This window comes from Kitasatospora sp. NEAU-69, assembly GCF_057158765.1.
Window position 1 is genome coordinate 221,732 of record NZ_JBWXUE010000012.1, and the last position, 12,802, is coordinate 234,533.

At 75.4% G+C, this 12,802-nt stretch carries 9 protein-coding genes; 7 read left to right on the top strand and 2 right to left on the bottom strand.

All coding sequences use genetic code 11. The features are described 5' to 3' along the window. The first annotated feature begins 24 nt into the window (after positions 1–24). From AC060L_RS16640 to sucD, 4 genes are all read left to right on the top strand, one after another. Positions 25–2,499: a DUF5682 family protein gene (locus AC060L_RS16640; RefSeq protein ID WP_483799510.1), complete on the top strand. Its 2,475-nt coding sequence runs from the start codon at positions 25–27 to the stop codon at positions 2,497–2,499. Beyond that, the gene (locus AC060L_RS16645) at positions 2,496–3,719 is read left to right on the top strand and encodes a VWA domain-containing protein (RefSeq protein ID WP_483799511.1); all 1,224 of its coding nucleotides are present in this window, start codon (positions 2,496–2,498) and stop codon (positions 3,717–3,719) included. The genes AC060L_RS16640 and AC060L_RS16645 overlap by 4 nt, the downstream gene beginning before the upstream one ends. A 281-nt stretch (positions 3,720–4,000) precedes the next feature. After that, positions 4,001–5,173 carry an ADP-forming succinate--CoA ligase subunit beta gene (gene sucC, locus AC060L_RS16650; protein ID WP_483799512.1) on the top strand — a complete coding sequence of 391 codons (1,173 nt, stop codon included), beginning with the start codon at positions 4,001–4,003 and terminating at the stop codon, positions 5,171–5,173. 18 nt (positions 5,174–5,191) lie between these two features. Next, the gene (sucD, locus tag AC060L_RS16655) at positions 5,192–6,076 is read left to right on the top strand and encodes a succinate--CoA ligase subunit alpha (RefSeq protein WP_483799513.1); all 885 of its coding nucleotides are present in this window, start codon (positions 5,192–5,194) and stop codon (positions 6,074–6,076) included. On the opposite strand, the gene AC060L_RS16660 is transcribed toward sucD, so the two are convergent. Next, the gene (locus tag AC060L_RS16660) at positions 6,063–7,598 is read right to left on the bottom strand and encodes a LuxR C-terminal-related transcriptional regulator (RefSeq protein WP_483799514.1); all 1,536 of its coding nucleotides are present in this window, start codon (positions 7,596–7,598) and stop codon (positions 6,063–6,065) included. The genes sucD and AC060L_RS16660 overlap by 14 nt on opposite strands. Before the next feature lie 138 nt (positions 7,599–7,736). Between AC060L_RS16660 and AC060L_RS16665 the strand changes: the two genes are divergently transcribed. Further along, complete coding sequence (locus AC060L_RS16665; protein WP_483799515.1) at positions 7,737–9,248, top strand: cell division protein PerM; 1,512 nt, start codon at positions 7,737–7,739, stop codon at positions 9,246–9,248. A 62-nt stretch (positions 9,249–9,310) separates the two neighbouring features. On the opposite strand, the gene AC060L_RS16670 is transcribed toward AC060L_RS16665, so the two are convergent. Continuing rightward, positions 9,311–10,111, bottom strand: coding sequence for a hypothetical protein (locus AC060L_RS16670; protein WP_483799516.1), 801 nt, complete (start codon positions 10,109–10,111; stop codon positions 9,311–9,313). A 373-nt stretch (positions 10,112–10,484) separates the two neighbouring features. On the opposite strand from AC060L_RS16670, the gene purN reads away from it, so the two are divergent. Both purN and purH read left to right on the top strand, forming a co-directional pair. Continuing rightward, complete coding sequence (gene purN / locus AC060L_RS16675; protein ID WP_483799517.1) at positions 10,485–11,144, top strand: phosphoribosylglycinamide formyltransferase; 660 nt, start codon at positions 10,485–10,487, stop codon at positions 11,142–11,144. Next, complete coding sequence (purH, locus tag AC060L_RS16680) at positions 11,141–12,748, top strand: bifunctional phosphoribosylaminoimidazolecarboxamide formyltransferase/IMP cyclohydrolase (protein WP_483799518.1); 1,608 nt, start codon at positions 11,141–11,143, stop codon at positions 12,746–12,748. The genes purN and purH overlap by 4 nt, the downstream gene beginning before the upstream one ends. Positions 12,749–12,802: the final 54 nt, after the last annotated feature.

The following is a 12,802-nucleotide window of genomic DNA, read 5'->3' on the forward strand; positions in this document are numbered from 1 at the left end:
CAGAAACGAGAGAGGGGTGGGGACATGAACAGTGCAGTGACCCTGCTGGGTGTACGGCACCACGGGCCCGGTTCGGCCCGTGCGGTGGGTGCGGCGCTCGACCGGCTGCGGCCGGACGTGGTGCTGATCGAGGGGCCGCCGGAGGCCGATCCGATCATCGCGCTGGCGGCGCACAAGGAGATGGCACCGCCGGTGGCGCTGCTCGCGCACGTGGTGGACGACCCGGCCAGGGCGGCGTTCTGGCCACTCGCGGCCTTCTCCCCGGAGTGGGTGGCGATCCGGCACGGCCTGGCGGCCGAGATCCCGGTGCGGTTCATCGACCTCCCGGCGGCCGGCGGCTTCGCGCTGCTGGCCGAGGCGGAGGCGGCGGAGGTACACACGGAGGCCGAGGCCGAGGCCGAAGCCGAGCCGGCGGCACGGCCGGTGGACCCGATCGCGCTGCTCGCGAACGCCGCCGGCCACCAGGACGCGGAGGCCTGGTGGGAGGACGTGATCGAGCACCGGCTGCCCGGCAGCGACCCGCTCGCGCCGTTCGAGGCGCTCGCCGAGGCGATGGCGGTGCTGCGCGAACCGCCGGTCGGCACCCCGGGTTCGCCCGGTGCCCACCCGGCCGAGCTCCACAGCGAGGGCCCGCGGAGCGCGGGCCCTCGCCCCGCTCCCGAGCACCGGCACCACCGCGAGCAGCACCAGCACCAGCACCAGCGCCGCGAGCAGCTCCGCGAGGCGTACATGCGCCAGCAGATCCGCGCCGCCCGCCGGGCCGGCCATCAGCGGATCGCCGTCGTCTGCGGCGCCTGGCACGTCCCGGCGCTGGCCACGATGCCCACCGCGGCCGCGGACCGCGCACTGCTCGCGACGCTGCCCAGGAAGCCGAAGACCGAGATCACCTGGGTGCCCTGGACGCACCGAAGACTCTCCCAGCAGACCGGTTACGGTGCCGGGATCGAGTCGCCGGGCTGGTACCAGCACCTCTTCGAGAGCGCCGACCTGGTCCGCTGGCTGACCCGCGCCGCCGAGCTGCTGCGCGCCGCGGACCACCCGGTCTCCTCCGCGCACGTGATCGAATCGGTCCGGCTCGCCGAGACGCTGGCCGCGATGCGCGGCCGCCCCGCCGCCGGGCTGGCCGAGACGCTCGACGCCGTCCGGTCCGTCCTCTGCGAGGGCTCGGACGTCGCGCTCGCGCTGGTCCGCGAGCACCTGGTGATCGGCGACGCACTCGGCCGGGTGCCGGACGAGACCCCGACCGTCCCGCTGCAGCGCGATCTGACCCGGCTGCAGCGCTCGCTGCGCCTGCGGCCCGACACCGAGCCGCGCGAGCTGGCCCTCGACCTGCGCAAGGAGCTGGACGCGGCCCGCTCGCTGCTGCTGCACCGGCTGCGACTGCTCGGCGTCGGCTGGGGCACCGAGTCGCACTCCGCGATCCAGGGCACCGGCACCTTCCGGGAGAGCTGGCGGCTCCGCTGGGATCCGGAGTACGCCGTCCGGGTGGTGGAGGCCGCGCAGTGGGGCACCACCGTCGAGGACGCGGCGACCGGCAGGGTCGCGGCGCTGGCCGGCTCGACCGCCGAGCTGGCCGGGCTCACCGCGCTGGCCGAGCAGTGCCTGGTCGCGCGGCTGCCCGGCGCGCTGCCCGCCGTGATGCGCGCGCTGGCCGACCGGGCCGCGCTGGACACCGACGTCGCTCAGCTGGCCGACGCGTTGCCCGCGCTGGTCCGGGCGCTGCGCTACGGCGATGTGCGCGGCACCGACAGCGGCGCGCTGGGCGAGGTCGCGCGCGGGCTCGCGGCCCGGATCTGTGTCGGCCTGCCGCCCGCCTGCACCGGGCTGGACGCGGACGGCGCCGGCGCGATGCTCGCCCGGCTGGACGCCGTGCACACCGCGATCGGCCTGCTGGCCCAGCGCGACGGTGACGGCCTCGCCGACCGGTGGGCCGCCGCGCTCGCCGCGCTGGCCCGCCGCGAGCCGATCGGCGGCCCGGCCACCGGCGTGGCCGGCCTGCTGCGCGGCCGCGCGGTGCGGCTGCTGCTGGACGACGGCCGGCTGGACGCGGCCGAGGCGGGCCGCCGGATGCGCCTGGTGCTCTCCGGCGCGAGCGCGCCCGCCGACGCGGCCGGCTGGATCGAGGGCTTCCTGGCCGGCGGTGGCGCGCTGCTGCTGCACGATCCGCGCCTGCTCGCGCTGCTCGACGAGTGGCTGACCGGCGTCCCGGCCGACGCGTTCATCGACGTCCTGCCGCTGCTGCGGCGCACCTTCGCCGCGCTGGAGGCGGGCGTGCGGCACACCGTCGGCGCCCGGGTCGCGGCCGGACGCCTGAGCGGCGGCGCCCCGGACCGCGCCGACGCCCCGGCGCTGGACGAGCGTCGCGCCGACGCGGCGCTGCCCACGATGGCCCGGCTGCTCGGGCTCGCCGTGCCGCCCGTACCCGTCCCACCGGGCCCGGCGCCGGACCCGGACCCGACACCGGACCCCACCGATCTCGACCCCGGGAGCACCCGATGAACGCCACCGCGACGGGCGGGACGGCCGCGACGGAAGCGACAGACGGGACGCAGGAGCGCCTGCGCCGCTGGCGTCTGGTGCTCGGCGGCGAGGCCGACGGGACCGGCCACCGGCCGACCGGCCGCGACGCGGGCATCGACCGCGCGCTCGCCGCCCTCTACCGCGGCGCGCCCGACCGCGGGTCCGCGGCCGCCGCCGGCGCCCGCACCGGCAGCCGCAGTGCGGGCCTCGGCGGCAGCGCGCCGCAGGTGGCCCGCTGGCTCGGCGACATCCGGGAGTACTTCCCGACCACGGTCGTCCAGCTGATGCAGCAGGACGCGATCTCCCGGCTCGGCCTGGACCGGCTGCTGCTGGAGCCGGAGATGCTCGCGGCCGTCGAGCCCGACGTGCACCTGGTCGGCACGCTGCTCTCGCTCAAGCACGCGCTCCCCGAGACGACCAGGCAGAGCGCCCGGGCCGTGGTCCGCAAGGTGGTGGCCGACCTGGAGCGCCGGCTGGCCGACCGGACCAGGGCCACCCTGGGCGGCGCGCTGGACCGCAGCGCGAAGGTCAACCGCCCGCGCCACCGCGACATCGACTGGGACCGCACGATCCGGGCCAACCTGAAGAACTACCTCCCGGACGCCGGGCCGGACGGGCGGGGCACCGTCGTGCCCGAGCGGCTGGTCGGCCACGCGCGGGCGCAGCGCGCGGTGCGCAAGGAGGTGATCCTCTGCATCGACCAGTCCGGCTCGATGGCGCCGTCCGTCGTCCACTCGGCGGTCTTCGGCGCGGTGCTCGCCTCGATGCACTCGCTGGCCACCCGGCTGGTCGTGTTCGACACCGCCGTGGTCGATCTGACCGAGCAGCTGTCCGACCCGGTGGACGTGCTGTTCGCCACGCAGCTCGGCGGCGGCACCGACATCAACCGCGCGCTCGCGTACTGCCAGTCCCGGATCACCCGTCCGGCGGACACCGTGGTCGTCCTGATCAGTGATCTTTACGAGGGCGGCATCCGGCACGAGATGCTCCGCCGGGTGGCCGCGATGAAGGCGGCCGGCGTGCAGTTCATCGCACTGCTCGCGCTCTCCGACGAGGGTGCCCCGGCCTACGACCACGCGCACGCCGCCGCGCTCGCCGAGCTCGGCGCCCCGGCCTTCGCCTGCACGCCGGACGCCTTCCCGGAGATCATGGCCGCGGCCATCGAGAAGCGCCCGCTGCCTCTCCCCGACCCGCGGTGAGCCGTCAGGTGAACAGCCGTCGCGCGACCGGGCCGGACACGGCCGCTGTGACGGTTCTCACCAAGGCAGGGCCGACCCCGGGCGAAACAGGCACCTCGTCCGGGGATAACCTGCCAGACGGACGTGACGCGCGTGTTGATTGACGTGTGCGCCCGTGGCTGAGTGGGCCGCAAGGCCAGAAACTCTGCGTACCCGCGCAGCCCCGACGACCCGCAGCGAAGATCCTGCCGTGGCACGCTCGTAGAGACACAATCCGCGACCACGAACAAGGACGAACACACGTGGACCTGTTCGAGTACCAGGCGAGGGACCTCTTCGCCAAGCACGGTGTACCCGTGCTCGATGGCGAGGTCATCGAGAACGCTGAGGATGCTCGCGCGATCGCCGAGCGCTTCGGCGGACGCGCCGTCGTCAAGGCTCAGGTGAAGGTTGGTGGCCGAGGCAAGGCCGGTGGCGTGAAGCTCGCCGCCGACCCCGCCGACGCCGTCGCCAAGGCCGATGCGATCCTCGGCATGGACATCAAGGGCCACACCGTTCACAAGGTGATGCTGGCCGAGACCGCGGACATCAAGGAGGAGTACTACGTCTCCTTCCTGCTGGACCGCGCCAACCGCACCTTCCTGGCGATGGCCAGCAAGGAGGGCGGCGTGGAGATCGAGGTCGTCGCCGAGGAGAACCCCGAGGCGCTGGCCAAGGTCGCCGTTGACGCGAACGAGGGCTGCACCGCCGAGAAGGCCGCCGAGATCGTCGCCGCCGCGAAGTTCCCGGCCGAGATCGCGGACCAGGTCGTCGAGGTCCTGCAGAAGCTCTGGGTCGTCTTCATCAAGGAAGACGCGCTGCTCGTCGAGGTCAACCCGCTGGTCAAGACCGGCGAGGGCAAGATCGTCGCGCTCGACGGCAAGGTCTCGCTGGACGAGAACGCCGACTTCCGCCAGCCGGAGCACGAGGCGCTGGTCGACCACGCCGCGGCCAACCCGCTGGAGGCCGCTGCCAAGGCCAAGAACCTCAACTACGTCAAGCTCGACGGTGAGGTCGGCATCATCGGCAACGGCGCGGGTCTCGTCATGAGCACCCTGGACGTCGTCGCCTACGCCGGTGAGAAGCACGGCAACGTCAAGCCGGCCAACTTCCTCGACATCGGTGGCGGCGCGTCCGCCGAGGTGATGGCGAACGGCCTGGAGATCATCCTGGGCGACACCGACGTCAAGTCGGTCTTCGTCAACGTCTTCGGTGGCATCACCGCGTGTGACGCGGTCGCCAACGGCATCGTGCAGGCCCTGGCGCTCCTCGAGAGCAAGGGCGAGGCCGTCACCAAGCCGCTGGTCGTCCGCCTGGACGGCAACAACGCGGAGCTGGGTCGTCAGATCCTGACCGACGCGAACCACCCGCTGGTGGAGCAGGTGGACACCATGGACGGTGCCGCTGACCGCGCCGCCGAGCTGGCCAACAAGTAAGGAAGGGGACGAACAACAATGGCTATCTTCCTTACCGAGGACAGCAAGGTCATCGTCCAGGGCATGACCGGCTCCGAGGGCATGAAGCACACCCGCCGGATGCTGGCCTCTGGCACCAAGATCGTCGGCGGCGTGAACCCGCGCAAGGCCGGCACCACGGTTGACGTGGACGGCACCGAGGTGCCCGTCTTCGGCTCCGTCGCCGACGCGATCAAGGAGACCGGCGCCGACGTCACCGTCATCTTCGTGCCGCCGGCGTTCACCAAGAGCGCCGTGGTCGAGGCGATCGACGCCGAGATCGGCCTCGCCATCGTCATCACCGAGGGCGTCCCGGTGCACGACAGTGCGTCGTTCTGGGCCTACGCCGGTGAGAAGGGCAACAAGACCCGGATCATCGGCCCGAACTGCCCCGGCCTGATCTCCCCCGGGAAGTCGAACGCGGGCATCATCCCGGCCGACATCACCAAGGCCGGCAAGATCGGTCTGGTGTCGAAGTCCGGCACCCTGACCTACCAGCTCATGTACGAGCTGCGCGACATCGGCTTCTCCTCGGCCGTGGGCATCGGTGGCGACCCGGTCATCGGCACCACGCACATCGACGCCCTCAAGGCGTTCCAGGAGGACCCCGAGACCGAGCTGATCGTCATGATCGGTGAGATCGGTGGCGACGCCGAGGAGCGTGCCGCGGCCTACATCGCCGAGCACGTCACCAAGCCGGTCGTCGGCTACGTCGCGGGCTTCACCGCCCCCGAGGGCAAGACCATGGGCCACGCCGGCGCCATCGTCTCGGGCTCCTCGGGCACCGCGCAGGCCAAGAAGGAGGCCCTGGAGGCCGCGGGCGTGAAGGTCGGCAAGACCCCGTCCGAGACCGCCCGCCTGGCCCGCGAGCTCATCGCCGGCTGAGGCTGAGCCGGCTCCTCGCCGAGCCCCGGACCGGATCACCGGTCCGGGGCTCGGTGTTTTCACCGGCCGGCCCGGAGAGCAGGCCGGACAGCAGGTACGGACGCCAGCCGCTCGTACCGGTCACGCCCGCCTCGTTGGGGCCCGCCGCCGGTGGCAGCGGGCGGGCGGCGCTCCCGCGGGTGCCGCCGGGACCGGGCACGGGACCGGGCGCCGGGGCAGGCGTGGGGGCCAGCAGCACGGCCGGCAGCCCCGGGGTGCGCGAGCACCAGGCACTGTGCACGCCAGGCACCCGGTGCGGGCGGGCCGGCCCCGCGCTGCCGTGCGCGGCGTCGGTGCAGCGCGGCAGCGGGCCCGGTGCCGCAGCGGCGAAGAGCGCCGACGGGCCGTGCCCGGTCAGCTCGCCGGCCAGCCCGCCCACCGTCGCCAGCGCCAGCAGCCCCGAGGCGAGCGGCAGTGCGACGGCGTGCAGCCGTCCGACCGACCGGGCCGTGGCGGCCGAACGGCCCGGCGGCGCCGCCGGGCAGCCGTGCACGGCGGCGCGGTAGAGCAGCCCGCCGAGCCGGTCCGCGAAGCCGGGCGCGTCGGGGTCGGCGCCGACCAGCTCCGGTACCTCGCGGGCCAGCTCGGCGTGCGCGGACCGGACCCGGCGCTGGACGGCCAGCGTGCTCGCCTCAACCTCGACCGCGATCACGGCCGGCGGCAGGCCGAGCGCGTCGTGCAGCACCAGCGCGCGGCGGCGCGGGCGGGAGAGCCGCAGCAGCGCGGTGAGCAGCGCGCGGTCGCGGTCGGTCGGGCGCAGCGGCGAGAGGGGAGCGGCGCCGAGCGGGGCGACCGGGATCGGGCTGCGCGGCAGCCGCAGCGGGCTGTGCCGGCGCGGGCCGCCGCGGCGGAACGGGCCGAGCGCGAGGTCGAAGGCGCGGGCGCGCAGCCAGGCGCGCGGGTCGGGCTCGGCGGCCAGTTCGGCCCGGCGGGTCCAGCCGGAGCCGAACGCGCGGTCGACGGCCCGGGCGGCGCGGCGTGGATCGCCGGTGAGCAGGAAGGTCTGCTGGAGCAACTCGGTGTACGCGCGTGCGTACAACTGATCGAAGCCGGTGGCCGTCGGGGTGAACGGCGGCTCGGTGAACGGCGGCTGGGCCTCGTATGACGGCCCGGGCTGCCGGTGTTCGGGCTGCTGGTGTTCGGGTGGCTGTTCGGGCGGCGCGCTCGGTGCGGGGAGCGTGATGCGGACGGCGGGCTCGGCCGGGGCGGGCGCCGGCGGCGTGGGGCGCTCGCGGCGTGCCGGGCGCTCGCTGTGTCGGAGCAGCGCGATCGCCTCCGCCCGGGTGGCCACCCCCAGCTTGTGGACGGCCCGGCGCAGATGCGCCCGTGCGGTGTCCGGCGCGATCCGCAGCGCAGCGGCGACCGCCCGGACGTCGTCGCCGGCCGCCAGCCGGGCCAGCGCCTGCGCCTCGCGCGGCGACAGCCGGGCCAGCAGGACCGCCGGGTCGGGCGGCACGACCGCCGGCCGCCCGGGGGGCGTCACCGCTCGCCCCTGGGACTCCGTCCGGTGCCGAACGGGCTCTTCTGCGCGGAAATCTGACACATGAACAGATAATCCGGGACACGGCGAACATCCGCTCCTGCACAGGGCAGGACGGGTGACGCTGCACCATGGGGGACCATGACGCACCACCTGATGGGCCGTCCGATCCCGCGCGGTGCCGGCTCGCCCGCGTCCGGCCCGGTCCTCGCCGGTGCCACCGCGGCGCTGATCGGCCTGGGGCTGACCGCCGCCCCGGTCCTGCTGCTCTGGGTACTCGCGGCCACGCCGCAGGACAGCGCGGCCGACGCCGCCAGGCTGGTCGGCGCGCTCTGGCTGCTCGCCCACGGCGGGCCGCTGACCAGGGGCGCCGCCGCGCCGCTCTCGCTCACCCCGCTGCTGCTCACGCTGCTGCCGGTGCTGCTGCTGTCGCGGGCCGGTGCCCGCGCCGCCCGGGTGAACGGCGCCCGCACCGCCACGATCCCGGCCATGCTCTGCGCCGGGTACCTCGCGGTGGCGCTGCCGGTCGCGCTGGCCTGCACGGCGGCCGGTGCGCTGCGCGCCCAGCCGCTGCCGGACCTGCTGGCGGTGGCCGTGCTCGGCTACGCCTCGGCCGCGTTCGGCGCGCGGACCGGCCCCGCCTGGTGGCCCGCGCTGCGCCGGCGGCTGCGCGGCCTCGCCGCCCGGTACGGCAGGCCGCTGCCCGACTGGGCCCGGGCCACCGGCGGCGCGGGCGAACTGCTGCGGGCCACGGCGGCCGCGACGCTGACGCTGGTCGCGGGCGGCGCGGTGCTGCTCGCCCTCGCGCTTGCGCTGCGCACCGACACGGTCGATCCGCTGGTGCGGGGACTGACCGGCGGCAGCCTGCCGGGGCTGCTCGGGTTGCTGCTCAGCTGCCTGCTGCTGGTGCCGGACGCGGTGCTGTGGAGCGCGGCGTACGCGCTCGGCCCCGGATTCCTGCTCGGTTCGGGCACCGTGGTGGCCCCGGACCGGCTGACGGTCGGCGCGGTGCCGCAGTACCCGCTGCTCGCGCTCGCCCCGGCGACCGCGTCGGGCTGGCAGCAGGCCGTCTTCGCCGTGCCGCTGCTGGCCGCGGTCGCCGCCGCGGTGCTGCTGGGACGGGCCGCGGTGCGCGGGTGTGACGACGGGTCGGGGACGGCCGCGCCGGCGGTGGGCGGTGCGGCGGCGGGCGCGCCCGAGGTGGCGCAGCCGGCGGCCGACGAGGTGTCGGCGGCGTGGCATCCGGCGGCGACCGCGCTGCTCGCGCTCGCCGCGGCGGTGCTGGCGGGCGCGGTCTCGGCCGCCGCCGGCTGGCTGGCCGGCGGGGCGATCGGTGGCGGCCGGATGGCGCAGCTCGGCCCGTCCGGCTGGACCGGGGTGGCGGCGGCCGGCTGGCTCGCGGCGGTCGCGGTGCCGCTCGCGCCGGCCGTCCGCTGGTGGCTGCTGCGCCGCGCCCGGGCCCGCGCCGAGGCGGCGGCCTGGGCGCCGCCGGCCGACTGGGACGATCCCGGCTACGACGCCGGGGTGCCCGAGCCGGCGGCGGAGCCCTCGGCCGCGGACCGCTGGTGGGAGTGGGCGCGCGGCCGGCGGCTGCCCGGCCGGTGGGCGCCCGGGTGGCGGGTGGGGCGGGGCGGTGCGGCGGGGGAGGAGTGAGCCGGTGGGGCGGCGGCCGGGCCGGACGGGGTCGGTGCCGGACGGGGTCGCTGCCGGGTGGGTCAGTTCTGCGGGGTGTTCATGGCGACCACCCACTGCGGCGCCAGGTTCGAGCAGCCCTGGGTGCCCACGGTGGTCAGTGCGTCGTTCACGCAGTCGAAGTACGGCCGGTAGGCGAGCTGGACCCCGAAGCTGCCGAGCACCAGCGCGACCGCGACCCCGCCGGTGATCAGCCCGCCGACCGCGGCCGGCGTCTGCGGGCGGCCGGCGCGCCCGGCGTACGGCCAGGGGGCCGGCGCGCCGGGCTGCGGTGCGGCCTGCGGCGCGGTCAGCGGCCGGTTGGTCACAGGCCCGGTCACACCACCGGTCACACCGCCGGGCGCGCCCGCGCTCGTGGCCGCGCTCGCGCCGGCCGCGGCGCCCGTTGCCGGTGCCTTCTCGGGGGCCCGCAGCGCGCTGATGCCCCAGTACAGCGCGAGCGCGCCGAACAGCAGCGCGAGGTCCATGAACCCGTTGAGCCCGCTGAACATCGCCGCCATGCCACCGGCCAGCGCGTACCGCGAGCGGCGGTGCACCGGGTCGTTCGGGTCGAACCGCGACGGCTGCGGCTGCGGCGCCTGCGGCCGCTCCGGCCAGCCGGGGCCGCCGCCGCCCTGCCAGTTCGGGCTCCACGGGTGCGGCGGCGGGACCTGCGGGCGCGGCTCGCCGCCCGTCGCCGGGCCGTCGCTCGTCCCCGACCCGTCGCCCTGGGCGCCGTCCCCGGCCGGGGCCTGCGGCAGGCGCGGGCGCCACGGCTGGTCCGGAGCGTCCTGCGGCGGCGGCGCGAAGGGGTTGCGCTCGTCGCTGCTGTTGCCGCTGCTCATGGAGGTCGTCCTCATCGTCGTCAGGCGTCCGTCGGGTGGCCTTCGGGTGGCCGTCGGCTCCCCGGCGTCGCACCGCGAACCAATGATCCCGCAGGCCGCTCACCGGCTGCGATCGGCCTGCCGGTTGCGGTTCGGCGGGCGGTGGCGAGATCCCGCTCTCATCTACGCGCGTCAAGCAGAATCCCAGGTACAGACCCCGTTCAACCAGCCGTTATCGTGGTGACGGTCAGCAGCTCTCCCAGGTTCCCGGGGCCCGCAGTGTGGCGGGACCCACGCGTACCCAGCCGACCGCCGACCTGCCGCCTGTCCGTAGTGGCCCCACCACCGGTGGATGTACCAGCGGGCGGGCACCCGACTTACGGAGACCCGCGCCGTGGCCGCCGCTTCCCCGCAGCTCTTCCCGCCCCCGTCCGACCGTCCGGCCCGCCTGGTGGTGCTGGTTTCCGGCTCGGGCACCAATCTGCAGGCGCTGCTCGATGCCGCCGCGGACCCCGGCTACGGTGCCGAGATCGTCGCGGTGGGCGCCGACCGGGACGGCATCGCCGGTCTGGACCGGGCCGAGCGGGCCGGTGTGCCGACCTTCGTGCACCGGGTCAAGGACCACCCGGACCGGGCCGCCTGGGACGCCGCGCTGACCGCCGCCGTCCAGGAGTGGCAGCCCGACCTGGTGGTCACCGCCGGCTTCATGAAGATCCTCGGCGCCGGCTTCATCACCGCGTACACCGGACGGATCGTCAACACGCACCCCGCGCTGCTGCCCTCGTTCCCCGGCGCGCACGGTGTCGCGGACGCGCTCGCCTACGGCGTGAAGGTCACCGGCTGCACCGTCCACCTGGTCGACTCCGGGGTGGACACCGGTCCGATCATCGCGCAGGGCGTCGTCGAGGTCACCGACGCCGACCACGCCGATGGCGGCGAAGCGCTGCACGAGCGCATCAAGACTGTCGAGCGCGAGCTGCTCGTCGACGTCGTGGGCCGACTCGCCCGCGAAGGCCACCGCATCGAGGACCGAAAGGTTTGGATCCCGGCATGAGTTCCGCCTCCAGCAGCACCCCGCCCGTCTCCGAGAACGTCCGCCCGATCCGCCGCGCGCTGATCAGCGTGTACGACAAGACCGGCCTGGAGGAGCTGGCCCAGGGCCTGCACGCCGCCGGGGTCGCGATCGTCTCGACCGGCTCCACCGCCGGGCGGATCGCCGCCGCGGGCGTCCCGGTGACCGAGGTCTCCGAGCTGACCGGCTTCCCCGAGTGCCTGGACGGGCGGGTGAAGACGCTGCACCCCCGCGTGCACGCCGGTGTGCTCGCCGACCTGCGCCTGGAGTCGCACCGCGCGCAGCTGGCCGAGCTCGACATCGAGCCGTTCGACCTGGTCGTGGTGAACCTCTACCCGTTCACCGCCACCGTCGCCTCCGGCGCGACGCCGGACGAGTGCGTCGAGCAGATCGACATCGGCGGCCCGTCGATGGTCCGCGCCGCCGCCAAGAACCACCCCTCGGTCGCGGTCGTGGTGGACCCGGCCCGCTACCCGGACGTGCTCGCGGCCGCCCAGGGCGGCGGCTTCGACCTGCTGACCCGCAAGCGGCTGGCCGGTGCGGCGTTCGCGCACACCGCCGCGTACGACGTCGCGGTCGCGCAGTGGTTCGAGGGCTCCGGCTACACCGAGTCCGAGACCCGGTTCCCGGACTTCCTCGGCGCCACCTGGGAGCGCTCGAACGTGCTGCGCTACGGCGAGAACCCGCACCAGAGCGCGGCGCTGTACGTGGACACTGCATCGACGAGCGGCTCTGCCGCGGGCGGCGGCCTGGCCACCGCCGAGCAGCTGCACGGCAAGGAGATGTCCTACAACAACTACATGGACACCGACGCCGCCCGCCGGGCCGCCTACGACCACGAGGGCCCGGCCGTCGCGATCATCAAGCACGCCAACCCGTGCGGCATCGCGACCGGCGCCGACGTCGCCGAGGCGCACCGCAAGGCGCACGCCTGCGACCCGCTCTCCGCGTTCGGCGGCGTGATCGCCGTCAACCGCCAGGTGACGGTCGAGCTGGCCGAGCAGATCGCGCCGATCTTCACCGAGGTCGTCGTCGCCCCCGACTACGAGGACGGCGCCGTCGAGGTGCTCGCCCGCAAGAAGAACATCCGGGTGCTGCGCGCCCCCGGTGCCCCGGGCGACGAGCTGGAGGCGCGCCGGATCAGCGGCGGCCTGCTGCTCCAGCAGGTCGACCGGATCGACGCCGACGGCGACGACCCGGCCAACTGGACGCTGGCGACCGGCGAGGCGCTCTCCGCCGCCGAGCTGGCCGACCTCGCCTTCGCCTGGAAGGCCTGCCGGGCCGTGAAGTCCAACGCGATCCTGCTCGCCAAGGACGGCGCCTCGGTCGGCGTCGGCATGGGTCAGGTCAACCGCGTGGACTCCGCCAAGCTCGCCGTCGAGCGGGCCGGCGAGCGGGCGAGCGGCTCGTTCGCAGCCTCGGACGCGTTCTTCCCGTTCGCGGACGGCCTGCAGATCCTGCTCGACGCGGGCGTGAAGGCCGTCGTGCAGCCGGGCGGCTCGGTCCGCGACGAGGAGGTCGCGGCCGCCGCGGCCGCCGCGGGCGTCACGATGTACTTCACCGGGACGCGGCACTTCTTCCACTGACACCGGCACCACACCGATGTGACAGGGCCTGACGGGCCGTGGGATCCCTCCCAC